Source organism: Paraburkholderia kirstenboschensis (assembly GCF_904848585.1).
Classification (GTDB): Bacteria; Pseudomonadota; Gammaproteobacteria; order Burkholderiales; family Burkholderiaceae; genus Paraburkholderia; species Paraburkholderia kirstenboschensis.
The window spans coordinates 47,922-71,733 of record NZ_CAJHCR010000014.1; the positions used below are offsets into that span (position 1 = coordinate 47,922).

The 23,812-nt window shown below is 61.7% G+C and carries 27 protein-coding genes and 1 pseudogene; 6 read left to right on the plus strand and 22 right to left on the minus strand.

The genetic code is table 11. From position 1 onward, the window contains the following. Positions 1 to 4: 4 nt before the first annotated feature. The 4 genes from glnP to JMY24_RS27710 are packed head-to-tail and all read left to right on the plus strand — an operon-like array spanning position 5 to position 3,403. Positions 5 to 661 (plus strand): glutamine ABC transporter permease GlnP, encoded by a 657-nt coding sequence (gene glnP, locus JMY24_RS27695; RefSeq protein ID WP_128597131.1) that lies wholly within the window; start codon positions 5 to 7, stop codon positions 659 to 661. Then, a complete protein-coding gene (gene glnQ, locus JMY24_RS27700; protein WP_128597134.1) occupies positions 658 to 1,407 on the plus strand; it encodes a glutamine ABC transporter ATP-binding protein GlnQ in 750 nt (249 codons plus the stop codon). The genes glnP and glnQ overlap by 4 nt, the downstream gene beginning before the upstream one ends. A gap of 21 nt (positions 1,408 to 1,428) precedes the next feature. Then, positions 1,429 to 2,481 carry a C45 family autoproteolytic acyltransferase/hydolase gene (locus JMY24_RS27705; protein WP_128597136.1) on the plus strand — a complete coding sequence of 351 codons (1,053 nt, stop codon included), beginning with the start codon at positions 1,429 to 1,431 and terminating at the stop codon, positions 2,479 to 2,481. After that, positions 2,438 to 3,403 (plus strand): MurR/RpiR family transcriptional regulator, encoded by a 966-nt coding sequence (locus JMY24_RS27710; RefSeq protein WP_128597138.1) that lies wholly within the window; start codon positions 2,438 to 2,440, stop codon positions 3,401 to 3,403. The genes JMY24_RS27705 and JMY24_RS27710 overlap by 44 nt, the downstream gene beginning before the upstream one ends. A 148-nt stretch (positions 3,404 to 3,551) precedes the next feature. On the opposite strand, the gene dhaK is transcribed toward JMY24_RS27710, so the two are convergent. From dhaK to JMY24_RS27770, 12 genes are all read right to left on the minus strand, one after another. Next, complete coding sequence (gene dhaK / locus JMY24_RS27715) at positions 3,552 to 4,541, minus strand: dihydroxyacetone kinase subunit DhaK (RefSeq protein WP_201703293.1); 990 nt, start codon at positions 4,539 to 4,541, stop codon at positions 3,552 to 3,554. Positions 4,542 to 4,543: 2 nt separating this feature from the next. Then, positions 4,544 to 5,185: a dihydroxyacetone kinase subunit DhaL gene (dhaL, locus tag JMY24_RS27720; RefSeq protein WP_128597142.1), complete on the minus strand. Its 642-nt coding sequence runs from the start codon at positions 5,183 to 5,185 to the stop codon at positions 4,544 to 4,546. Then, the gene (locus tag JMY24_RS27725) at positions 5,182 to 6,219 is read right to left on the minus strand and encodes an ABC transporter ATP-binding protein (RefSeq protein WP_128597144.1); all 1,038 of its coding nucleotides are present in this window, start codon (positions 6,217 to 6,219) and stop codon (positions 5,182 to 5,184) included. The genes dhaL and JMY24_RS27725 overlap by 4 nt, the downstream gene beginning before the upstream one ends. After that, positions 6,212 to 7,315, minus strand: coding sequence for an ABC transporter ATP-binding protein (locus JMY24_RS27730; RefSeq protein WP_128585349.1), 1,104 nt, complete (start codon positions 7,313 to 7,315; stop codon positions 6,212 to 6,214). The genes JMY24_RS27725 and JMY24_RS27730 overlap by 8 nt, the downstream gene beginning before the upstream one ends. 4 nt (positions 7,316 to 7,319) lie before the next feature. Next, a complete protein-coding gene (locus tag JMY24_RS27735; RefSeq protein WP_128585348.1) occupies positions 7,320 to 7,514 on the minus strand; it encodes a hypothetical protein in 195 nt (64 codons plus the stop codon). Continuing rightward, positions 7,511 to 8,464, minus strand: coding sequence for a carbohydrate ABC transporter permease (locus JMY24_RS27740; protein WP_128585347.1), 954 nt, complete (start codon positions 8,462 to 8,464; stop codon positions 7,511 to 7,513). Before JMY24_RS27740 ends, JMY24_RS27735 begins: the two co-directional genes overlap by 4 nt. Further along, positions 8,461 to 9,417, minus strand: a complete 957-nt coding sequence (locus JMY24_RS27745) for a carbohydrate ABC transporter permease (protein ID WP_128585346.1) — start codon at positions 9,415 to 9,417, stop codon at positions 8,461 to 8,463. The genes JMY24_RS27740 and JMY24_RS27745 overlap by 4 nt, the downstream gene beginning before the upstream one ends. A 66-nt stretch (positions 9,418 to 9,483) precedes the next feature. Beyond that, entirely contained in the window at positions 9,484 to 10,815 is a 1,332-nt protein-coding gene (locus JMY24_RS27750) for an ABC transporter substrate-binding protein (protein ID WP_128585345.1), read from the minus strand. Positions 10,816 to 10,928: 113 nt separating this feature from the next. Then, entirely contained in the window at positions 10,929 to 11,948 is a 1,020-nt protein-coding gene (locus JMY24_RS27755) for a LacI family DNA-binding transcriptional regulator (RefSeq protein ID WP_193425311.1), read from the minus strand. A 206-nt stretch (positions 11,949 to 12,154) separates the two neighbouring features. Continuing rightward, positions 12,155 to 12,331, minus strand: coding sequence for a hypothetical protein (locus tag JMY24_RS27760; protein ID WP_164853748.1), 177 nt, complete (start codon positions 12,329 to 12,331; stop codon positions 12,155 to 12,157). Next, entirely contained in the window at positions 12,328 to 13,161 is an 834-nt protein-coding gene (locus JMY24_RS27765) for a class I SAM-dependent methyltransferase (protein ID WP_128597146.1), read from the minus strand. The genes JMY24_RS27760 and JMY24_RS27765 overlap by 4 nt, the downstream gene beginning before the upstream one ends. 138 nt (positions 13,162 to 13,299) lie before the next feature. After that, positions 13,300 to 13,734, minus strand: a complete 435-nt coding sequence (locus tag JMY24_RS27770) for a GFA family protein (protein ID WP_128597148.1) — start codon at positions 13,732 to 13,734, stop codon at positions 13,300 to 13,302. 146 nt (positions 13,735 to 13,880) lie between these two features. On the opposite strand from JMY24_RS27770, the gene JMY24_RS27775 reads away from it, so the two are divergent. Beyond that, entirely contained in the window at positions 13,881 to 14,963 is a 1,083-nt protein-coding gene (locus tag JMY24_RS27775) for an AraC family transcriptional regulator (RefSeq protein WP_236597540.1), read from the plus strand. Between the two features lie 107 nt (positions 14,964 to 15,070). Here JMY24_RS27775 and JMY24_RS27780 read toward each other — a convergent pair whose 3' ends face one another. Continuing rightward, on the minus strand, positions 15,071 to 15,646 hold the full coding sequence (locus JMY24_RS27780; protein WP_128597153.1) for a DUF308 domain-containing protein: 576 nt from the start codon (positions 15,644 to 15,646) through the stop codon (positions 15,071 to 15,073). A gap of 79 nt (positions 15,647 to 15,725) precedes the next feature. Further along, positions 15,726 to 16,340 carry a hypothetical protein gene (locus JMY24_RS27785; RefSeq protein WP_128597156.1) on the minus strand — a complete coding sequence of 205 codons (615 nt, stop codon included), beginning with the start codon at positions 16,338 to 16,340 and terminating at the stop codon, positions 15,726 to 15,728. A gap of 162 nt (positions 16,341 to 16,502) precedes the next feature. Between JMY24_RS27785 and JMY24_RS27790 the strand changes: the two genes are divergently transcribed. After that, positions 16,503 to 17,984, plus strand: a complete 1,482-nt coding sequence (locus JMY24_RS27790; RefSeq protein WP_201703294.1) for an HD domain-containing phosphohydrolase — start codon at positions 16,503 to 16,505, stop codon at positions 17,982 to 17,984. A 29-nt stretch (positions 17,985 to 18,013) separates the two neighbouring features. On the opposite strand, the gene JMY24_RS27795 is transcribed toward JMY24_RS27790, so the two are convergent. From JMY24_RS27795 to JMY24_RS27830, 8 genes and pseudogenes are all read right to left on the minus strand, one after another. Continuing rightward, positions 18,014 to 18,355: a cupin domain-containing protein gene (locus tag JMY24_RS27795; RefSeq protein ID WP_128597701.1), complete on the minus strand. Its 342-nt coding sequence runs from the start codon at positions 18,353 to 18,355 to the stop codon at positions 18,014 to 18,016. A 388-nt stretch (positions 18,356 to 18,743) separates the two neighbouring features. After that, entirely contained in the window at positions 18,744 to 19,592 is an 849-nt protein-coding gene (locus JMY24_RS27800; protein ID WP_201703296.1) for an isocitrate lyase/PEP mutase family protein, read from the minus strand. 129 nt (positions 19,593 to 19,721) lie between these two features. Further along, positions 19,722 to 20,147, minus strand: coding sequence for an OsmC family protein (locus JMY24_RS27805; RefSeq protein WP_020070885.1), 426 nt, complete (start codon positions 20,145 to 20,147; stop codon positions 19,722 to 19,724). A gap of 212 nt (positions 20,148 to 20,359) precedes the next feature. Beyond that, positions 20,360 to 20,503 (minus strand): annotated as a pseudogene (locus tag JMY24_RS39655) (carboxymuconolactone decarboxylase family protein); the annotation flags it as partial. 178 nt (positions 20,504 to 20,681) lie between these two features. After that, positions 20,682 to 21,536 carry a MurR/RpiR family transcriptional regulator gene (locus JMY24_RS27815; RefSeq protein WP_128597702.1) on the minus strand — a complete coding sequence of 285 codons (855 nt, stop codon included), beginning with the start codon at positions 21,534 to 21,536 and terminating at the stop codon, positions 20,682 to 20,684. 512 nt (positions 21,537 to 22,048) lie between these two features. Further along, positions 22,049 to 22,990, minus strand: coding sequence for a copper resistance D family protein (locus JMY24_RS27820; RefSeq protein WP_128597703.1), 942 nt, complete (start codon positions 22,988 to 22,990; stop codon positions 22,049 to 22,051). Continuing rightward, positions 22,990 to 23,364: a copper homeostasis periplasmic binding protein CopC gene (gene copC, locus JMY24_RS27825; RefSeq protein WP_128597704.1), complete on the minus strand. Its 375-nt coding sequence runs from the start codon at positions 23,362 to 23,364 to the stop codon at positions 22,990 to 22,992. The genes JMY24_RS27820 and copC overlap by 1 nt, the downstream gene beginning before the upstream one ends. 67 nt (positions 23,365 to 23,431) lie before the next feature. Continuing rightward, positions 23,432 to 23,779: a copper-binding protein gene (locus tag JMY24_RS27830; protein ID WP_128597708.1), complete on the minus strand. Its 348-nt coding sequence runs from the start codon at positions 23,777 to 23,779 to the stop codon at positions 23,432 to 23,434. Positions 23,780 to 23,812 lie beyond the last annotated feature (33 nt).

The window sequence follows — 23,812 nt, forward strand, 5'->3', positions numbered from 1 at the left end:
AATGATGCAGTTCGATCTTTCGGTCATCGTCGACGCCGTGCCCGCACTCATGCACGGCGCGCGTCTCACGGTGCTGATCACCATCGCGGGGCTCGCGGGCGGCCTGTTCGTCGGCCTGGTGTTCGGCCTGATGCGCGCATACGGCAACACGCTATGCCAGAAGATCGCGTTCACGTATATCGAGTTCGTGCGCGGCACGCCGATCGTCGTGCAGGTGATGTTCATCTATTTCGCGTTGCCTTTGCTGCTGCACGTGCGCGTCGATGCAATGACCGCGGCCGTCGCGTCGATCATCATCAACTCGGGCGCGTATATCGCGGAGATCGTGCGCGGCGCGTTTCTCTCGGTGCCGCGCGGTCTTAAAGAAGCCGGCCTCGCGCTCGGCATGCCGGGCTGGCGCGTGCTCGCGTTCGTGGTCGGCCCGGTCGCGCTACGGCGCATGACGCCCGCGCTCGGCAATCAGTTCATCGTGAGCCTGAAGGACACGTCGCTCTTCATCGTGATCGGCGTAGGCGAACTGACGCGTCAGGGTCAGGAGATCATGGCGTCGAACTTTCGCGCGGTGGAAATCTGGACGGCCGTCGCGCTCATCTATCTCTGCATGATCGGCGCGCTCAGCTTTGGCCTGCGCACGATGGAACGGCGGATGCGCATCTTATGAATACGATGAACCACAACGGCCACATGGTGCAATTCAAGGGCGTGACAAAGCGCTTCGGCAAGACGGTCGTGCTCGATGGAGTCGATCTGAACATCGGCGCGGGCGAAGTAGTCGTGCTGATCGGGCCGTCCGGCTCGGGCAAGTCGACGCTTCTACGCTGCATCAACGCGCTGGAGCAGATCGATGGCGGCGATCTCGTCGTCGACGGCATCAGCGTGCTCGGCGGCGCGAAGAAAATGCGCGAGATCCGTCAGGAAGCGGGCATGGTGTTTCAGCAGTTCAATCTGTTCCCGCAGATGACGGCGCTCGAGAACGTCGCGTTCGGGCCGCGCCAGGTGCGCGGGATGAGCAAGTCGGAAGCCGAGTCGCTCGCGCGCGAGCTGCTGACGAAGGTCGGACTGGGCTCGCGCGTCGGGCACTATGCGAGTGAGTTGTCGGGCGGACAGCAGCAGCGCGTCGCGATTGCGCGGGCGCTCGCGGTGAAACCCAAGCTCATGCTCTTCGACGAACCCACCTCCGCGCTCGATCCGGAGTTGCGTCAGGAAGTGCTGCGCGTGATGCAGGCGCTCGCTGAAGAAGGCATGACGATGGTCGTGGTCACGCACGAGATGGCGTTCGCGCGAAAGGTCGGCACGCGGCTCATCTTCATGGAGCACGGGCATATTACCGTCGATGGCCCGCCTGCCGAACTGCTCGATAATCCGCCTAATCAGCGCCTGCGCGATTTTCTGCAACACGTCGAATAACTTTCACGAAACACCTCGAATATGGCAGCACTCGGCTTTATAGAAATCTCCGGTTCCCCGCGCGAAGCGGGCGAAGCACTCGGCCGGTCCGGCGCGCACGCGACGCATGCGTATTTATTGAAGACCCGTGCATGGCAAACGGTCATGCAATGGCGCGGCAGCGACACGTCGAAGACGATGGCGGCGCTCGTGCGCGAGCGCTTTCCGCGCGTGTGGGACGAGCTCGAAGGTCTGGCCACTGGTCTCGGCCTGCCGTTCGAGGACGTCTTTCTCTGGAACTGCCGCGGCGATCTCTGGGCGATGTCGCCCGATGGCTGCACAACTGTGCAGCTTCCTGGCACGGATGCGCGGCGCATCAGCCATAACGAAGACGGTCTTCCCGGCTTCGCTGGGCACTGCGCGATTGCCGAATGCAGGGTCCAAGGCAACGCGGGTTTCGCGGCCTTCGTTTATCCGGCCTCGCTGCCGGGACATACGTTCGCCGTTACGAACGGCGGTCTTGCTGTGACCGTGAACAATCTGCGCCAGCGCGAAGTCGTCGCGGGCGTGCCGCGCATGGTGCTCACACGCGCGATTCTCGACGCGGTCGATCTCGATGAAGCCGTCTCCATCGTGCGTGACAATCCGCGTGCGGGCGGCTTTCATCTGACGCTCGGGGCTTGCAGCAGTCCCGCGCTGCTGAGCGTCGAATTCAGCGCGCACGATTGCTCTGTCGTCGAAGTGAAAGCGCCGTCCCTGCATGCGAACCACGCGATTCATCCTTCGATGCACGGCTTCTCGCAGATCATCACGGATTCGTCGCGCCATCGGCAGGCACGGGGCGAGGCGATGCTCGCATCGGGCGAAGCAATCGATTCTCTCGCGATCCTCGCGGATCATGAAGATTCCGCACTGCCGATTCATCGCACGCATCCGGACGATCCTGACGATGAAAACACCCTCGCTACCGCCGATATTGCCATTCGTCGATCTCACATAGAATGGCAGGTTCACGAACATCCCGGGCAGCCCGCCCGGTACCGGATGATCAATGGACACAGGCAAACAGAAGGGGCGTCACGCGAGCAAAGCTGAAGCGGGCGCGCAAGTGCCGCCGCGCAGCGTCGACGGCTTGCGCGAACTCGCGATACGCATTGGCCGCGACGAAGCCGAGGTCTCGCTCGGCAGCAAGGCGCGCACCGTGCTCGCGAAGTTGCTCGAACGCCCCGAAGAAGTGGCGGTGCGCACGATCACTGATCTCGCCGCATCGCTCGATGTCAACGCGTCTACGGTCACGCGCCTGTCCACGAAGCTCGGCTATGCGGGCTTCGCGGATTTTCAGAGCGTGTTTCGCGACAGCCTCGCCGAGCGTCATCGGCATTTTTATAGCCAGCAGGCCGAGCGGCTCGTCGCGAGCAGCAGGACGCACGCCGACGATGCCGCGCCCGAAGTTGACATGGTCGTGAAGCTCGCGCGTGAATCGATCGGCAATGTGGAAGGCTTCATCGCGCAACTATCGCCCGTCGACTTGCGCGGCGCCGCGCGCCTCATCGCCGATGCGAAGCGCGTACGCGTTCATGGCCTGCGCCAGTTCAGCGCCCTCGCGAGCTTCGTCTGCTACGGCCTTGGCATGATCCGCACGGATGTCGGCCTGCTCGATGCACAGGGGCTCGGCGTCGCGGAAGGGCTCGCGCAGCTGGAGCCCGGCGATGTCGTTCTCGTCACGAGCGTCGCGCCCTATACGCGCAGCGTCGCCGATGCTGCGATCGCCGCGAAGGAAGCCGGGCTCAATGTCATCGCGATCACCGATACCCTCGCCTCGCCGCTCGTGCCGCCCGCGCGTCATGCGTTCCTGGTTCCGCACGACAGCAGCTTCTTCAGCAACAGCATGGGCGCATATCTGGTGTTTTGCGAGGGCCTGCTGAATGTCGTCGCGGCGCATCTCGGAAAGCGCTCGCTGCAGGCGCTCGAACGGCGCGAGCGTCTTATCACGACGCTCGGTATCGAGATGTCCTGACACGGAACACGGGTGATTCGCGCGGAGCGGCAGTCGGCAGATAACGTTTGTGGGTCCTCGAGGGGGAAGTCGGCCGCGCGAAGAACGCCTCCCCGTAGGCGTTCGTCGTCGACGCCAACGCAGGACGCGCCAGCTGGGCCGCCCTCTTCTATACGCCCCACCTCAGCGCCGGCGTATGCACCGCGCTGTCCCAATGCTTTGTCATTTGTTCGTCGAGCATGCAAAGCGTGATCGAAGCGCCGGCCATCTCGAGAGACGTGGTCAGCGCCCCCACCTGCACGCGGGCAATTTTCAGATCGCGCTTTTCGAGCCACGCGCGCGTCGAGTTGAAGAGCAGGTAAAGCTCGCCAAGCGGCGTGCCGCCAAGGCCGTTCACCAGCACCAGCAAGCCCGCCCCCGCAGGCGGCTTCAGGTCGTCGACTATCGCGGTCAGCAACTCCGCTGCAATCGTATCGGCCGATGCAAATTTCGCGCGCCGCCTGCCCGGCTCGCCATGTATGCCGACGCCGACTTCTATTTCATCGTCGCCGATCTTGAACGTCAGCGTGCCGGCTGCCGGCACCGTGCAACTGGAGAACGCGACACCCATCGAAGCCGTGCGTTTGTTGATGCGATCGCCAAACGCCTTGCATTCGTCGAGGCTCGCGCCGCTTTCCGCGAGGCTGCCCACCAGTTTCTCGACGATGACCGCGCCCGCAACCCCACGGCGCCCGGTCGTGTAGCTGGAGTTCTCCACCGCGACGTCGTCGTTGATCAGGACCATCGCGTTGGGCACCTCGGACATCTCCGAGGCCATTTCGAAGTTCATCAGATCGCCCGAATAGTTCTTCACGATGAACAGCACGCCCGCGCCGGTATCGACGGCCTTGGCGGCCGCCATCATCTGGTCGGGTGTCGGCGATGTGAAGATCTGGCCCGGGCACGCGGCGTCGAGCATGCCGTGGCCGACAAATCCCGAATGCAGCGGTTCGTGCCCCGAGCCGCCGCCCGAGATAAGCGCGACCTTGCCGGGCTTCAGGTTCTTGCGCCGCACGAACACCGGTTCGCGATTCAGTACGACCAGGTCGGCATGCGCCGCGGCGAATCCCGCCAGACTTTCGGCGAGAAAATCGTCCACATGATTGATGAATTTTTTCACCGTCACGCTCCTTGTCCATTGTGTTGCGCGAGCCGCGCGCATACCGAGGCAATCATGATCTGACTGGAGCGCGCGCCCGGATCGATATGCCCGCGCGAGCGCTCGCCGAGAAACGATGCGCGTCCCTTGGTTGCCAGCATGTCGCGGGTTGCGAGCATGTTTTCCTCGGCGACTCGCGGCAAGGTGTCGAGCACCGCTTGCGCCGCTGCGCTTTCTGCCGCCAGCTGCTCGAAGCGCTGCGCGACCGGTATCAACACGTCCATCATCGTCTTGCTGCCGACGCCGGTCTTGCCTCGTTGTCCAACGGCCTCGACCCCCGCCGCAAAGACGCGGGCGAAGCCAGCCACATCCATTGCATTGTTCGCGGACGCTTTCGCCATCCCGTTCAGCAACGAGAAGAACAATGGGCCCGACGATCCGCCCACCGTGGACAGCACTTTGGCCGCCGCGATCTCGAGCGCGGGGCCGAACGCTTGCGCCTCGATCTCCGCGCGCACCGCAAGGAGCGCTTCCATGCCGCGCAGCAGATTGAAAATGTGATCTCCATCGCCGATCTGCTGGTCGAGCGAAGCGATCTCGTCGGTATGCTCCTTCAACGCCGCATACGCGGCGTCGATGCACGTCATGACCGTTTTGCCGTTCATGTCGGGATCCTCCTGCCGTCAGCATGGAAATATAAAAGGCTGCGTGGGGGCAGCGACACGCCGACCCGTTGCCCCGGCGAGAAACTGCGCTCCGTGACGGTCGTCGCGACCACGGCGGTTCCGGCGCGATCGAGAATCAGCAGATGACGCAGCGGCGAATATTCGAGGACCGTCAGATCGAGTGCATCCTGTGCGCCGCTCGCGTGGCCTTCAGACGGGTCGTGCAGCACGATGTCCTCGGGACGGATCGCGACGGTCGCCGTGCCCGCCGGCATGTGAGCCGAGTCGAACAGTGCGGGCGGCAGCAGGTTGATCGGCGGGGAGCCGAGCCGTTGCGCGGCGCTGAGCGACACCGGATTGCCGTACACCTCGCGCGGCGTGCCGAGTTGCACGAGACGCCCATGATCGAGAATGCCGATGCGGTCCGCGAGCGTGGTCGCTTCGACCTGGTCGTGCGTGACATAGACGATGGTCGCACCGATCGTACGATGCAGGCGCTTCAGTTCGATGCGCAACTCCTCGCGCAGCTTCGCATCGAGCGACGACAGCGGCTCGTCCATCAGAAACACCTTAGGCTGCCGCACGAGCGCGCGCCCGATCGCCACACGCTGCATTTCGCCGCCAGACAGATGCGTGGCCATGTTGTCGAGTTTCGCTTCCATATGCAGCATTTCGGCGACCGCGTGAACACGCGCACGCACGTCCGCCTCGCTGCTGCGCCGTCGCGGCGAGCGCAGCGGAAACGCGAGGTTGCCAAACACGGTCAGATGCGGATACAGCGAGTATTGCTGGAAGATAAAAGCGACGTCGCGGTCGGATGGATGCACGCCGGTCGCAATCGCTCCGTCAATCAGCACGTCGCCCGCGTCGGGCCGTTCCAGCCCGGCGATCAGACGCAGGGTCGTGGTCTTGCCTGCGCCGCTCGGTCCGAGCAGCACGACGAACTCGCCGTCGGCCACATCGATCGAAATATCGTCCACCGCGGCGATGTCGCCGAACCGCTTCGACACATTGCGCAACTGGATTTCAGCCATGAGCTTCTCCCTGTGCAGGAATCGTGCGAGCGGCGCCCGGCAGCAGCCGGCCGCTCTGCGCGTCGTACAGCAGCGTGCGGTCCTTGCGAAACGACAAACCGACCGGTGATCCGGCCGGCAGGCCATCGTCTTTGCCGACCCGCACCCGCACTACGCCCAGCGCGGTCTCGACCACCAGCACCTGATGCGAACCAAGGTATTCATCGGCGATGACCTTGCCGCGCAGCGGGCCGCGCTGATCGACCGTCACATGCTCGGGACGAATGCCCAGCAGCACGCGTTCAGCGCCAGCGTGAGAGCGCGGCACCGGCACTGCTGCGCCGTGCAAATGGACCTGTTCGTCGCCAGCGTCCACGCCGCCATCTGCCGCGAGGAAATTCATTGGCGGACTGCCGATGAAATTGCCGACGAACACCGTCGCCGGAAAGTGATAGATCTCCTGCGGCGGACCGGCTTGCAGCAACTCGCCCTTGTTCATCACGACGATGTCGTCGGCCATCGCCATCGCTTCGCTCTGATCGTGCGTGACATAAACGGTCGTGGCGGCAAGCGCGTTATGTAGCTTCCGCAACTCGAGACACATCAGCTCGCGGAAATCCGCGTCGAGCGTGCCGAGTGGTTCGTCCATCAGGAACGCCTTAGGCTGCCGGACGATCGCGCGGCCCAGAGCCACGCGCTGCCGGTCGCCGCCGGACAGACCGCCCGTCTTGCGATCCAGAATGTTCTCGATGCGCAGCATGTGGGCGGCGGCATCCACGCGCGCCGCGATCTCCTTGCGCGACACATGCTCGTTCCTGAGCGGAAAGGCGATGTTGTTGCGCACGGTCATATGCGGATAGAGCGCGAACATCTGGAACACGAATGCGATGTCGCGCTGACGTGCGCGCAATTGCGTCACGTCCTCACCGTCTATCAGGATCTGGCCGGAGGTAGGCAATTCAAGGCCGGCTATCATGCGCAGCGTCGTGGTTTTGCCGCAGCCCGACGGACCGAGCAACACGACGAAGCGCCCCGCGCCAATAGTCAAGCTGGTGTCGCGCACCGCGACGAAGTCGTCGAAACGCTTGTGAAGGTTGGCAAGAACGATCGTCGACATGGCGTCAGTCCGGGAAATGACTGGTCACGACAAACGCCAGCGCACCGACCAGGACCACCGGAAACGACCACGTGAACAGTGTCAGCGAAAATGGCTGCACCAGCATCGCCATGCCAAGACCGATCAGTGCAGTCGACACTGCTTCGCTGTAGCCGCGGCGCAGATAATGTCTTTGCGGCAAAACGGAGTCTCGTTTCATTTGCGCACCGCTCCGAAGGTGATGCCGCGCAACAGATGTTTGCGCAACACGACAGTGAAGATGAGGATAGGCAGCACGAAAAGCGTCGTCGCGGCCGCGACGGCCGGCCAGTCCTGCCCGCCCTCGCCAATAATGAACGGAATGAACGGCGGCATTGTCTGCGCATCGCCGCTCGTCAGCAGGGACGCGAATGCATACTCGTTCCACGCGAAGATCAGGCAGAAAATCGCAGTCGCGGCAATGCCGGTGATGGCCTGCGGCAGCACTACCTTGACGAAAGCCTGGAGCCGCGTGTAGCCGTCCACGAGCGCGGCCTCTTCGTACTCGCGTGGAATCTCGTCCATGAAACCCTTCAGAAGCCAGACCGCCAGCGATACATTGACCGCCGTATAGAGCACGATCATGCCGACATAGCTGTCGCTCAGGCCGAGCGCCCGGTACATCAGGTAAATCGGAATGGCGACTGCAATCGGCGGCATCATGCGCGTCGACAGAATGAAGAACAGCAGGTCGTCGGCGAGCGGCACCTTGAAGCGCGAGAACGCATAGGCCGCCAATGTGCCGAGAAATACCGCGAGAAAGGTCGAGCCAAAACCGATCACGAGCGAATTCACGAAGCGCGGCAAAACTTTCGACGGCCCCGCAATCACCATGTTTCGCTTGCGTACATCGCGCTCATACCAGGTCTGCGCGGGCGGCAGACTGGCGATGAACTCCGGCGTTTGCCGCGAACGGATCGTGAACAGGTTCACATAACCTTCCATCGACGGTTGAAACAACACGACAGGTGGATAGGCGATGGCATCTTCCTGCGTTTTGAAGCTGGTCAGGCAGATCCACAGCATCGGCAAGGTTGCGAGCAATGCGTAAGTGATGACAACCGCGGCGGCAAAACGCTTGCCGCGTGGCGAAGAAGCCACCACGGAATGTTGTGCGGTAGTCGGTCTCATCGCTGTTTCACCCGGTTGAGCGCCTTGACGTAGATATTCGCCGCACCGAATACCGTCACGAACAGAATGATTGCCAGTGCGGAAGAGTAGCCCGTCTGCCATTTCTCGAAAGCGGCGCGCTTCAGTGTGATCGATACGGTTTCGGTCACCGAACCCGGGCCACCCGAAGTCAGCAGGTTCACCATGTCGAACATCTTGAAGTTCTCGATGCCGCGAAACAGCACGGCGAGCATCAGGAACGGCAACGTCATGGGCAACGTGATCGACCAGAACTGCCGCCACGGTGTGGCGCGATCCACCTCGGCGGCTTCGTAGATATAGTCGGGAATCGAGCGCAGACCCGCGAGGCAGATGAGCATCACGTACGGCGTCCACATCCACGTATCGACCATCACGATGGTCCACGGCGCGAGCGACACGTCGCCGATCATCTGAAACGAGCCGGGCGCAATGCCGGTGAAGAAACCGACAATATCGTTGAACAGCCCCGTTTGCGGTTGCAGCAGAAAGGTCCAGAAGTTGCCGACCACCGCGGGCGACAGCATCATCGGCAGCAGGATCAGCGTGGTCCAGAAGCTATGGCCGCGGAACTGCCGGTTGATCAGCAACGCGAGGCCGAAACCCAATAGCACTTCAAGGCCGACCGACCAGAACACGAAGCGCGCCGTTACCTGCATTGCGTACCAGATGTCTTCGTCGGTGAGAATGTCGACGTAGTTGTCGATTCCGACAAAGCGCGCCGGCACACTCGGCATATTCGACTTGAAGTTGGTGAACGACAGACGCAAGGCCCAGATCAACGGAAAGATGTTGATCGCGAGCAGCAGCAGAATTGTTGGAAGGATGAACAGCCACGCAATGCTTCTGTCCGACAATCCGGTCAGACGCGTGTGCGCGCGCGCCGCCGCCGGGGACTTCAGCCCCGCCGACGAAAAAGGCTTGTTTGCCAGCATGCCTCGCTCCTTTAAAGGCATCGGCGGCATCCGTGCAGGCGCCGCCGGTCCCGTCCTCGATACGCGCTAGTTCTTGCCTTCGGCCTTGAAGACCTTGTTCCAGTCTTTGACGAGCAAGTCCAGCGCTTCCTTGGCCGTGCCCTTGTCGGCCACCACGTAGTCATGCACGCGCTTTTGCATGTCGAGCAGCAGTTCCGCATACGTGGGTTCCGCCCAGAAGTCTTTGACGATCGACATCGACTTTAGGAACGCCGGCGCAAAGGGTGCGCTCTTCGGAAAGTCGGGCGCGTCGACCACTGACTTCGCCGCCGAATAGCCGCCAAGCTGCCACCACTTCTTCTGGACGTCTGGCTGCGCGAACCATTTGATGTACTCGAGCGCATCGTCTTTATGATCCGAATAAGCGACGACAGAAATGCCCTGCCCCCCAAGCTGCGTGTACTGCTTCGTTTCGCGCGGGTTGACGAAGAAACCGATCTTGTCGCCGCCGACATTCGGGTCCTTGTAGAGTCCTGGGAAGAATGCAAACCAGTTCATCTGCATTGCCACCTGGCCGGACTTGAAGGCGTCCAGTCCTTCCTGCATGTACGCGTTGGTCATACCGGGCGCCGTGCAGCACTTGTAGAGCGCCTTGTAGTACTCCAGTCCCTTCACCGCGCCGGGCGAGTTGACGAAGCCGTCGAGGTGATACGGCTTCTTGGGGTCCTGATACTCGAAACCGAAGTTGTAAAGCGCGTTGGTCACGCCCATTGTGATGCCTTCGGAACCGCGCTCCGTGAAAATATAGACACCGTAGACCGTCTTGCCGTCGATCTTGCGGCCTTGAAAAAACTCCGCGGTTTGCTTGAGTTCGTCCAGTGTGGTGGGCGGTTCGAGTTCGCGTTTATATTTCTGCTTGAATTCCGCGCGCAATTCGGGACGAGCAAACCAGTCCTTGCGATACGTCCAGCCCACTGCATCCGCCATGGCCGGCAACGCCCAGTAGTTAGGGGTATTCTTCGGCCACTCCGCATAACCCACCACAGTCGCCGGCACGAAGTCGTTCATCGAAATCTTGTTCTTCGCAAAGAAGTCGTTGAGCTTCACATAGTGACCGTTGACTGCCGCGCCGCCGATCCACTGGCTGTCGCCAATGATGAGGTCACATAGTTTGCCATGCGAATTAAGTTCGTTGATGAAACGATCCGCGTAACTCGTCCACGGCACGAACTCGAACTTCATTTTAATACCGGTTTTCGTGGTGAAATCTTTCGACAATTCGACGAGTGCATTGGCCGGGTCCCATGCTGCCCAGCATAACGTCAACTGCTTGTCCTGTGCCCGCGCGCCGGTTGCCATGCCGAGTCCGAACGCGATCATGCCCGCCGCTATTACCCTTGCTGACGTAAGACGTAACATTTGTCTTCTCCTTGTCTTTCCCGGGTCTCCAACCTGCTATGGAACAGCGCCCATGCGCCGGGTGCTGTATTTCAGCTCAGCGGATTCGGACTGCAATCCGCGTGTCGCGAGCTTCAGGCATGCGCATTCTCACGAAGATAAATTCTGGTTTCCGGCGTTGGAATGGCGAGCGCGCCACGTACGTCGTTAAGACAATTGACCGCGACGAGGCCCGACCAGTGGACGATGCCGCGCACGTCCTGATCGAGGATCACGTCGATAGCGCGCTCGGATAACTGCGTGCGGGTCGCCGCGGTGCATTCATGGCCGATCAGGACGAGACGAGCCTTGTCGCCGGATTCCTGCAATGCTTTCGCGATGCCCGAAATGCCGCCACCCGTCGCATAAACCCCGACCAGATCCGGGTGACGCGCAATGAGACCCTGCGCGGCGAGACCTGCGCCGTCGTCGTCTTCAGTGAAGTCCGGTTCGGCGATCCAACGCAGATTGCGGAAGTCTTCTTCGAGCACCTGTGAAAACCCGGTACGCCGTTCCAGTTGATCGTGCAGGCGTGATGAACCCGACAGCACCGCCACCGTGCCGAGCCGCGCACCGAGAAAGCGGCCCATCAACGCTCCTGCGGTGCGTCCTGCAATCCGGTTATCCACTCCGACATAGGCTGCGCGGCGACTGGCAGGCAAATCGGAGAACACAGTGACGACGGGCACCCCTGCATCGCTCGTGTCTTCGATCAGACGTTCGACCGCTGGGTAGTCGAGCGGCACGAGTACCAGCGCGTCGTAGTCGATCGCCTGCTGCGCGAAAGCAATAGTGTCGCGATGAGAAGAGAAGTCGCACCGGTAGAACGACGGAATGATGCGGTGCTCGCGAAAGAAGCTCGCAGATAGCGCGATGTCGCGCTCGACATGATCGAGAAAGCGCGAATTGACCTGAGGAAGAACGAAGGCGACGCGATAGGTGTTGATCTTAGCCGGGCGACCGCGACTCGCGCGGTCGTCGCGCAGCGCCGAGAGTGCAAGATGCACGCGCTCTGCCGTTTCGGGACGCACGGCCTGGTCGTCGCGCAACACACGATCGACCGTGGCAACGCTCACGCCCGCGCGACGCGCAATCATCATACGTGTAGCCGGCATGTGTCTCCTCCGCTGCCGAGCCCGAACTGCTTTGTTTAATCAAGGTAGTTTTTCCCGCGCGAAATGCAAGTTTTTTTGCAGTGGTAAACGCATCATTTTTGACGGCATCAATGATGGTGCGTTTGCGCATGCGTGGCATGAGGAAATAGATTGGCTTTACCGCGCGCGAAGGCGCGGTAAAGCAGCGGATTGCAATGGAGCGGCAGTCAAGCCGGAAGACCCAGCACCGTCAGTACGAACCGAAGACCGAAGAAGCACGCCGACGAGCACAGTGGCAACGCAACCATCACCGAGCCGTGCCGCAGACCGATCAGGCAAGCGATCGACCAGAGGCGCGAGGCGGATCCGAGCAGGACGGCGACGCTGCGCCCGACGCCGTTCATGATCGTTCCACCACCACTTCGAGGTACTCGCTTGGCAGCACGAGCGTCGCGTCGCCGGACCGGTTGCGGCTTTTTATCAATGTCATCAGATCGTCGAGAAGCGCCGCTTGCCGCTCGCCTTCGAGTGCCCCGAATGCCTTGTTCACCGGCCCGTAAAACGTGCGGAAAACTTCCACGAAATGTTCGGGCGAGCGGTAACGGAACGTGAAATGGCGGCTGTTCGCGACGATCTTCCGGGTCTTTCCTTCGAACAGTGTTTCCAGCCGCGCCTTCGTTCCCCACAGCGCCGGAGATGCCACGCCCGCAGGTGGCGGAATGTGCTTGGCAATTGTCTTGAACATCTGTCCGATGAAGCTATCCGGCGTCCAGTTCGCGAGGCCGATCCGCCCGCCCGGCTTGCACACACGAGCCATTTCAGCCGCTGCCTTCGCCTGGTCCGGAGTGAACATCACGCCGAACGTCGACATGACGATGTCAAACGAGGCGTCCGCGTACGGCAGCGCTTCCGCGTCCGCTTCCTGAAACTTGACGGAAAGACCTTCCGCTTGTGCGCGGGCACGGCCGGCGTCCAGCAGTGAGGCGACATAGTCAGTGGAAGTGACATCGCACCAACGGCGGGCGGCTGCCAACGTTGCATTGCCGTTGCCGGCTGCAACGTCGAGCACGCTCGAGCCGGCACGCAGGTCAAGCGCTTCGCACAGAGTTTCTCCGACGATCTGCAGCGTCGTGCCGACGACAGCATAATTGCCGGTCGACCACGCGGCCTGTTGACGGACCTTGACGGCAGCGAAGTCTGCGACGGGCGAAAAAGAAGAATCGACTGCGGACATAAACGACTCCTGAGAACCGAGGGCAGCAATGAGTAAATGCTCGGAGTTGCTGCCATTCAGATGACGCCGCGAACTTGCACTGCGAGAAGGCCCGCGCGACGATCGGGCGAATCGAATCGGAACCGCGAGATGCGATGGCTATTCGGCGACGCTGATACCAGAGCCGCCCATTTCCGCCGGCAGATCCTTCTGCTTGGGCAGACCGTCTTTCATTCGAAGGCGCGACTCCGGGTAATGAACGTGCACGCCGGGTTCATAGGGGAAGTCCGCGATGACCGCGGCGTACACGTCGATCAGTTCGAGCCCGGGATGCTCGGTGAAGAGATGTCCGCCACACGACTTGCACCACTTGCGGTAGCTATGAGGCGTCTTGTTGTAAGTGCCGATATCATCAGCGCCGCGAGTAACGTGCAGCGCCTCCGGCTTCCACAGCGTGAACGCATTGACGGGCGCCCCCGACCATCTGCGGCACGATTCACAATGGCAATAGCCCATACCTGCGGGTTCCCCGCTTACCGTGAATTGCACTGCGCCGCAAAAGCATTGACCGCTATAAGTCTCTGGGTAACTCATGTCGTTCTCCTGATGGTGTGATTCAGCGCGCTACCGTTCGTTGTTGCAGATTCGCGTGAGTGCTAGTATCGGGACGCAAGCCATATCGGTGAATGACCGGCCGTCCAGATGTTTTGCGCAGGACGCCGAAACTGATGGACGACGCCATGGATGCTCTTTCCGACGTACTTCGCCTGGTGCATCTCAGTGGAGCGGTGTATCTAAGCGCCGACTTCACTGCACCCTGGTGTGTTTTCGGCGAGGCGACCCGGGAGTTGTGCGTCTCGTTTCTGCCGCGTGCGGAGCGCATCGTCTCCTATCACCTCATCACGGAAGGAAGCTGCCGCGCACGACTCGTCGACGACCCCTCTTCCGCCATCAGCGTCGATGCGGGAGAACTTCTCGTCGTGCCGCAAGGTGAAGCGCATCTCATGGGCAGTTCGCTCCAACTCGAACCGGCGCCCTCCCACGAAATGCTGTCGCAGTATCTGGAAACCACGCCGGGCGATGTGATCAGGTTGAGCTACGGTGGCGGCGGCGAGAAAACGCGCCTCATTTGCGGCTTTCTCGCCTGCGACGACACGCTGACCAATCCGGTGCTGTCGGCATTGCCTCGTATGTTCAAGATCGACATGCGCAACGACGCGAGATCCGCGTGGCTGGAGTCATCGTTGAAACTCGCGGCTGTCGAAGCAGCCGAATGGCGCGTAGGCAGCGCGATTGTGCTCGGCCGTTTGTCCGAGCTGCTTTTCGTGGAGGCGGTACGGCGTTGTGTCGATGCGCTGCCTGCGGATCGCAAAGGATGGCTGGCTGGCGTCAGCGATCGTTTCGTGGGGCGATCGCTCGCGTTAATGCATGCGCAACCGGCGCATGGATGGACGGTCGATGAACTTGCGCGCAAAGCGGGCCTTTCGCGTTCGGCGCTTGCACAGCGCTTCACTCAATTGCTTGGCCAGCCACCAATGCAATATCTGGCGCGCTGGCGTCTGCAAATAGCGGCACAGGCGTTACGTGACGGAGCGCAGCCGCTTACGGCTATCGCGGAACGAGTCGGCTATGAGTCGGAGGCGGCGTTCAATCGCGCATTCAAGCGGGAATTCGGCTTGCCGCCCGCCAGTTGGCGACGCAGCCACTCGACGACGGACGGCCACGATTCGTTGTCCGATACTGCCGATACCCGTTTTCTCTCAAGCGAACGTTCGGCCGACGTCGGCGGCAAGGCCGGCGTCAGCGGAATTTCTCCTCTATAAGGCGGTTCCGGGCGCGGCGCAAGAAGATCATCCGGCCAATATCGAACGCCTCATGAAGCACATGCAGAGCGAGGGGCGTCGCGAGCATTGCCAGTTCTTTCAGCCGTTCAAGCGACCTTGCGGCGCAGCCGGCGTGCATGGAGCCACAACCCGGAAACCAGATAATAGATTGCGCCCACCGCGGCGTAACCAGCGACGCGCGAGATAGCCGGGGGCATCGACACACCGGCTTGCATGATGAAGTACGCGCCTGCCAGTGCCGATTGTCCGCCGCTGAGAACCATGGCCCATTGCGCAGAAGAGCGCTTCCAGCGGCGCAGCGCAGTTCCGAGTTGCAAGAGCCCTGACAGTATCGCCCACGCCCCGAAGACGCCAAGCACCCAGCTCATACTGGTTCTTAACGCCACAATGACTGCGATCGCCGTGATGACGCTGATGACAATGTTGATTGCCTGCGTGCGGCTTTCCGCCATGCCGCCGCTACGCGACATGTCGAAGTAATTGGCAAGCGCGTCCCATGCGGGATAAACAAACAGTAGAGCCGCTGTCGCCTCCGGTGAGCGTTGCCCGACCGAGAAAGCAAGCGCGACCCAAACCGCTGAAAACGCGGTCCGCATAAAGTAGTAACGCGTTAGCCAGCGTTCTTCGCGAACGCTATCGGTATTCATGGGGTGTTCATTCATTGCGACTCCTTTTCTGATCTTCGCTACTGTGGCGGCTCGTCGGCGGTCATCATAGATAACGCTCGTTCGACAGTCCGACTCACATTGGAGGCGCCAGCCCGTCCTTCTCTACGACAACCTGCAGCCCTTTGTAGGCGGCGCCTGCGCCGTGCGTTGCGACGACGAACACTTGCTTGCCCGTCGTCAGTTCGTCGCGTGTAGCGGGAATGAGCGTCACGACCGGCGCGTTCGCGGGCACCGTGACGGTGTTACTGCCGCCCTTGTACGAAAGCTTGAGGTCGCGACCGCTGGTACCCTGCACTACCGTATCTACGTTCGCGTTTGTCATCGAGCTATTCGCGCCCAGGTCCCATGAATAGTGACCCTCCGCAGTTCCGCGCGCGGCTTCGGGAAACACTAGGACCTCCTTCGCCACGAGCTTGCCGTCGGCGCCCGGCATCGCGGCGGCCCCGACGTAGGTGCCAGGCTTGATATCCGAAAGCTGTACGGCTTTCACGGCATTCAGGCCGGTTGAATTGTCTACTGCAATACTGACCGTCTCGCCGCTGCGCCGGTGTACCTGTAGCATGCCGCCTGAATACGACTGGATGGTGCCCCTGATCCGTTCAGGCTTGTCCGCAGAGGGTTGAGCGAACGAGGCGTTAGCGAGCGTGAGGACAATCGCCGGAATGACGAGTTGGAACCGGAAGGACATGAATGCTCCGTATATGGTCGGGTCTGGTCGGTGGTAAAGATCGCATGTCAGGATCGCATCCTGCCCTCTTCGGCGGCATCGGTCAGATGACCGACCCTCGCCAATCGCGCGATCGCATATAGTTATCAGTCGTTCCCAAAAGTGATTGTTCACGTGATCCCAATGATCGACGACGATGCTAGCCACACGCCCCTGCGCGTGTTCGACTCGGTGAAGGCGCTCGCCTTCATCGGCGATCTGAGCATGGGCCAGCCAACCGACCATTCGCTGCGCACTGGATGGCTCGCGGCGCGCCTCGCGCAAGCCGCCGGCATCGACGCGACAGCATGCGACACCGTCCGCGAAGCGTCGATGCTGCGCTGGTCAGGCTGCACGGCGAACGCTGCGGGCTTCGCCGACGTTTTCGGCGACGACATCGCAAGCCGCGTTGCGATGCTCGAAGGTCGCGTTGACTGGATCGAGCCGCTCGAGGCGCTAGGCGGCGTCGCCGCGGTGCTCACGCCGCTCGCACAAATTCACTGTGAGGTGTCGGGAGAAATCGCGCGCATGCTGGGCCTCGCGCGCGCAACCGAAACTGCGTTGCGCCACATCTTCGAAACGTGGGACGGCAGCGGGCTGCCCGCACATCTCGAGGGAGTGGCGGTGCCGGTTCCCGTGTACGTGGTCGCCCTCGCGGGCGATCTGGAGGTCTTCTCTCGCACGTATGGTATGGAACGGGCGCTCGGATCGATTGCACAACGCGCCGACGCCCGCTACCCGGCGCGGCTCGTCGACACCGCCGCGCGCCATGCGCCCTCGTGGCTGACGGAACTGGATCAGCTGTCCCCTGCGGATCTCGACGCCGCGCTGACGACGTCTCGAATGCAACAGACGACGTCGGCCGAATTGATCGCCGACGTTATCGATCTGAAGCTGCCGTGGATGACCGGCTTCTCGCGCGCAGTGGCCGCGACGGCAGCTGCAGGTTGTGCGCGGCTCGCGCAAGATGAAGCGGCGCAACGGCGCGTCTATCGCGCGGGGCTGATTCACGGTATCGGCCGCGCGGCGGTTCCCAACAATGTGTGGAACATGGCGAGAGGCTTGCCCCCGAGCGCCTGGGAAAAAGTGCGCCTCGTCCCTTATTGGACCTGGCGCGCGGGCCAGCAGGCCGGGGCGCTCGGCGAAGCGGCCGAACTTGCGTCGCATGCGTACGAACGCCTGGACGGTTCGGGCTATTTCCGTGCGGCGCGCGATCCTGCGTTATCGCTCGAGGCGCGTGTGCTGGCGGCGTCGGTGGCATGGGTCGCGTTGCGCTCGGCGCGTCCGTGGCGCGCGGCACTCTCCGCCGAAGCAGCCGCGAAGCAGTTGCGTGACGAGGCGGCAAGCGGCCGGTTGGACGGCCACGCGGTGGAGGCGCTGCTTGGTGACGGCACGGCCCTGGCTAGACGCGCAACGAGCAGGACGCCTCAAGGCGCACGCCTCTCTGCACGGGAGATCGACGTGCTGCGCGCCATTTCGCGGGGCGCGAGCAACAAGGAAGTCGCGCAGGAGTTGGCGCTCAGTCCGAGCACGGTGCGTACGCACGTGGAGAGCGTGTTTCGCAAGCTCGAATGCTCGACGCGCGCCGTAGCTACGCTTAGGGCATCGGCAATGGGCTTGCTATGATCGCTCGACTCGCGCAGCGGCTCCGGCGCTCAATCAGGAGCTGCGGCTAGCACGATATCCGGCGCGCCTCCCGCCTGAACCATGATGTACACCACGTCTTCTTCCGTCTCGTTCTTGACGTGATGAACGACGCCCGGATCGACATTGTGAAAGTCACGCACTTTTGTGCTCTTGACCAGCCCGTCGATTTTCGTCTCCACAGTCAGGACTCCGCGGACTACGAGAAAGCGATCACTGACATTGCTGTGGTGATGCCATTGTGTCTCGCCACCCGCGCGGACAGTCGTTTTAGCGACGGTGTAGCCACTCTCCCGGAGCAAGGTTTGATATTCAACCTTGCTATTGGCAAGAGGAATGTCCTTATCGTCCATCCTGATGATCCCGCTGAAGAGTTAGAAGAGAAAAGTCAGCACGGTGACCCGGCCCCGCCTGTTAGTCCGGCAGCGTTGATCGAGTCGCGATGTCTAGCCGTGCGGGGTGTGTAGTCGCCCTGCTAGCTACAACCAACCTTGTTTCAGGGCAATTTCGAAAGCCCGTTCGCGAGTGGCTTGAAGAGAAGGATCGCATGTCGGCGGCCGCAACGGTACCGGTCAAACGACCGATAGCCGAACCATGCGCGGCCCGTCTCTGCCGACAACAATGGGATGTTGTGTTCCCGACTTCTCGCCCCGTGTGGTTACAAAGCGTCTCGCCATTCCACTTCGCGTGCAATTCCCGCATCGCCGTTTCCCCGACCTTCGAGCACGGACAGTCGCCCTTCTAGCCCGGCGTCGGCCACTTTTCTTCAGCCTTGGCAAAAAGCTGGTTGAGTTCGTTGCCGCTCGCCGCATCTTTCGTGTATCCGAAGGTGCCGTGATCGCGTATCTCATGCGCGGCGCGCAAGAACGCGCCAAGTGCCGCGCGCGCCAGCGAGCCGCCGACACTCACGCGCCGCACGCCCATCGCGCGCAATTCGTCGACGCTGAGAAGGACGCCCTGCAAGCCCATCAACACGTTGACGGGACGGTTGAGCGCGCCGACCACCGCGGCAATTTCCTCACGCGTCTTGAGGCCTGGCGCGTACAGCACGTCGGCGCCGGCGTCCTGAAAGGCCTGCAAGCGGCGAATCGTGTCGTCGAGATCCGGACGGCCAACGAGGTAGTTCTCCGCGCGCGCGGTCAGCGTGAAAGGAAACGGCTGGGCGCGGGCCGCTTCGACGGCGGCGCGCACGCGTTCGACAGCGGCCTGGAATGGGTAAATAGGTTCGTCGGCCCGGCCGGTCGCGTCTTCGATCGAGCCGCCCACCACGCCCGCCCGAGCCGCCTGGCGGATGGTTTCCGCGCAGTCTTCAGGCGCGTCGCCGAAACCGTTTTCCAGGTCGGCGCTGACCGGCAAATCGGTCGCGGCCGCAATTTCGGCGAGGTGGATCATCATCTGCGCGCGGCCCACGGCGCTATCCGGCAAGCCGCGCGAAAACGCGTAGCCGGCGCTGCTGGTCGCGAGCGCCTTGAAGCCGGCCAGCGCGAGCAACCGCGCCGAGCCGATGTCCCACGGGTTAGGAATAACGAACGCGTCCTGCGCTGTATGCAGCGCCTGGAATTGTGCTGCTTTTTCGGCTTGGGATGTCATCGCGGTGCCATTGGAGAAGCGCCGCGCCGGCACAAGATGCCGGCCCTGCGGCGTGGGTTGCGCGGAAGTTTCAATGCGCGGCGAACGATGCAGGGCAGCATCGCGCGCCGCCAGTTGCCGATGCCCCGCTCAGGTTTCGAGCTTCGCATCCATCGTGATGGTGGCGTTCAGCACCTTCGACACCGGACAACCCGCCTTGGCGTCCGCGGTGGCTTTGTCGAACGCCGCCTTGTCGCCGCCGGGAATTTTCACCGCTACGTCCAGATGCACGGCGGTAATCGTGAAGCCGCCGCCGTCTTTGTCGAGGGTGACCGTTGCAGTGGTACCGATGCGTTCCGGCGAGATTCCCGCCTTGCCCAGTTCCGCCGACAGCGCCATCGAAAAGCAGCCCGCGTGCGCAGCCGCGATCAGCTCTTCCGGATTCGTGCCGATGCCGTCCGCGAAACGCGTGGAAAACGAATATTGAGTCTCCTTGAGGACGCCGCTGTCGGTGGAAATGGAGCCCTTGCCGTCCTGCAGACCGCCTTGCCAGACTGCTGATGCCTTGCGCTTCATCGTTCTCTCCTGTTTTGCCCTGCTTCACGCGCTGCACGACTGATAGCGATGCCCGCCGCAACGGTCCAGCCCGAATGTTCCGCGGCTTTGGCATGGGTCGCGAGTGCGGCGCTGCGTGACAGGCGCGGACGTGGACCGACCTTCATCATAGGCGCTTCCGTGTGCCAATGCCGTGACGGTGACATGCGCCGCCATGCCGCGACCGTTGCAGGTTACTCGGCGAACGGAAAGCTTTGCTGGCCGACGGCGCTCATGCCGAACACGTTCAGCGTCATCGCGACGAGCGCGTAGTAGCCGAGAAGCCGAACGAGGTTGCTCACCACCTTGCGCCCGAAACGCTCGACCGCCTTTGCCGAGAAACGGTCCGTTCAGATTGCCGCGCGGACCGGACAAAATCTCGTCGGGAACGGCCTTGAATCGGGGCAAACGCTCGGTTATTGTCGGTCTCGCAAGTCGACGGTGAATGGCTCCGATGGTCGACGGTGGATAGCGGCATGCGCTGGCTACCACTGGCGATTTCACAAAGGGCTTACATCAAGGCACGTACGCGCCTTTCGCATGCAGCGACTGCTCGGCAATGCTCAACTGTTCGACGGCGTCCGCGCCTTCTAGTGCGAGCAGATGCGCAACGAGCGATTCAGCGATCGCCGTGGCCGCGACCAGCGATGGGAAGAAAGACGGGCTCTCGTGCGAGAAGATCAGCACCTTGTCCGCGTTCAGTGCGATCGGCGAAACGGCGCTGTCGGTAATGGCAACGAGCTTGCTGCCTTTTTCGAGCGCGGCTTCCGCGACGCGCACGGCTTCGACCGAATATGGCGCGAAGCTGATGACAATGGTGGCGCTATCGCGCTCCACCGTGCGCAGTTGCATTTCGAGCGTGCCGGCCTCGCCGTTGAGCAGCGACGCTGACGAGCGGAACAACCGGTAGCCGTACAGGAGCCCAAACGCGACCGGATAGCACGAGCGGAACCCCGCCACATGAACATGCGGCGCGCGCCGCAGCAGTCGCGCCGCCTCCACGATCACGCGGCCGTTGTGTGCCGCGGTGACTTCCAGATTGTGTTGCTGTGCGACGAGAAGATCGTTGGCCAGCGCGTCCTTCGATTTGACTAGCGAGCGAGCCCGGCTCGTGAGCGGTTCGGGCCGCGTGCGCACGCGCGCGACAAACAGGTTGCGCAGTTCGTTCCAGCCGGGAAAGCCGAGTTGCTGTGACAGACGCACGAGAGACGCTGGTTGCACTTGCGCACGCTCGGCAACCTTGCGCATTGACGAGACCGCGACCTCGTCCGGATGGTCGAGCAGGAATCCCGCGCCCATCTGGAATTGCGGACTCAGTTCGGAGAAGCGCGCCCGGATCAGGGCGGCGAGCTGGTCGAAACTGTCTGGCATGCGATGGCCCCGAGCAGAGTTGAGAGAGTGGGAGGCGTGACAACAAATGTTACCACTGAGGTCTCTGTACTTCGTCGTCGTGGCGGAGGCCGTCGCCGCTGCGTTGACACGCAGCTTGAGCCCACGTTTCTTGCCGCCAGTGTGCGCATCGATGTCAGCGGTCGTTAGACGGTGTTCTGCCATCCAGCTCCTGATCTTCTTGATAACAGCGCTCGACTTTTTCGAGAGCAGCGCGTCGGCTTGCGCCTGCAGTCTCTAGATACTTGCTTGCAAGGATTCCAAGGTCGCCATTCGGTGTTTCGCGCCAGTGCTGTAAGCCAAATGGTTCTCTCGCCGGACCTTGGCTACGGAGAATTGCAGTGAACAATCACACATAAAAAAGAGGACCCGGTTTTGCGCGGGTCCCCGTAAAAGATGGCCAATGCCTCAGGTGGGTAAAGACAAGAATCTGTCTTCATGGACAACCAGCGGCGACCATCTGCGTGGACATTGCCTGCAGGACTGGTTGCCCCTCACATGGTCCCTGGCAAAGGACTGGAGACCAGAACGGCGGCAGCGACCAGCACACCAGCCAGTACGACGGACTCGACATGCAGAACAGCGGCAAACCGTTTCAACCGAGGAACGGCGACTTCCGGGCGGGCGTCTCCTAACGAGGCGAGCAGTCGCGGCATCTCGATAAAGCGGTTATGTCCGCCGAGCGCGGCGGCGATGAGCACGAGCGCGAATTTGAGCAGCAGCACCTGACCGTACACAGACGTCATGAGGCTCTCTGGCGTATCCACACCGCGCCACCCACTGTATCCGCCGGTGACGAAAAGAATAACCAGCGCGAGCGTGGCGGCATCGGAGAGCGACTGAACGAACGCCACGCTGTTCGCCCGCTCCGGGACGGGCGCGTCGAACATGCGTGGCAGAACGACATACGTTGTCACGAGGACAAGTCCGACCCATATGCTGATGGCGAGCAGATGTATCCAGTCGACCCACACGGGAAGACTCAGCACGCCCGCATCGACGGGATGACCGGCGTGGCTGCGTGACAATGCAACTCCCGCAAGCGCGAGCCAGATTGCCGGCTTGAAGCGTATCGGACGTGCAGACTGCGCGAGCGACAGAATCATCACTATCAGCAAGAAGCCTGCGCCTGCCAGCCAGGCGTAGCCAAAGCCGGTTTCCATCAGCATCGAGCGGACAGCGGGTCCTGCGTCCGCGAGCGTTGATTCGCTCATCTGTGCGCAATGAATCCAGAACGCAATGGTACTGGCGACAAGCGCAGTGAACGAACCGATGCGCAAGGTGAGAAGCAAATGCCCGCTGACCCTGGTCTGCCATCGCGATGTGCTGCGAGCCAGCCACGTGTCACACAGCAATGCGCCCACAAGAATGGTAAAACTGACGTTCTGGAACGCCACGAACGCCAGCCGCAGAACACCGAGGAAACCGTCGTTCATCAGTTCACCGCAAATGTGTAAGTGCCTTTTGTCTTGTGAGCGTCATGTGTCATGACGGCCCATTGCACGGTATACGAGCCGGAAACAAGCTTTGGAACCGTAACCGTCAGCACGCGCGCGTTCGACGAGTCGACCTTGGCTTTTTCTTTAGTCGCGAACGCGCCGGATGCATCCACAACCTTAATCGTGCTGAACGAAGACTCGAGGTCCTCGTTGAAAGTCAGGCGGAGTGACTCTGGCGATGTATCGACTGTGCTGCCAGCCGATGGCGTTGCACTCTCCAGTCTGCCGTGGGCAAATGCGAGCGCAGGTGAAAGCACGAAAGCAGCAGTTGCCGCTGCACAAACCAGGAGTTTGCGCGTATTGGTGTTCATGACTGTTACCTCCCTGGATTGATTCGGGGCGCGCTGCTCGCTATACGGCTGGCGCCCCATTGCATCTTCACTGCTTCTGCAGCTTCGTCACGGTGAGCGCGCCATTAACTTCTTCTGCGACGAAGTCAATCTTGTCGCCGACCTTCACCTGGGACAGCATGGCCGGGTCCTTGACCTTGAACACCATCGTCATCGCTTCCATGCTGAGGTTCTCGAGCGGACCGTGTTTGATAGTCATCTTTCCGGCGGCGGTATCCACCTTCTTCACCTCGCCATGCGACATGCTGTTCTTCGCGTCGGCGTCCTGTTGCGTGCCGCTCGCCGTATCCGCATTGCCCGTACCGCCGGCGGCATAGGCGTTAGCCGAAACGGCAACAGCACAACCCATCACAATCGAAGCAATTGCTTTTTTCATAACCTTCTCTCCTGCAGTTGATGTAACAAATAT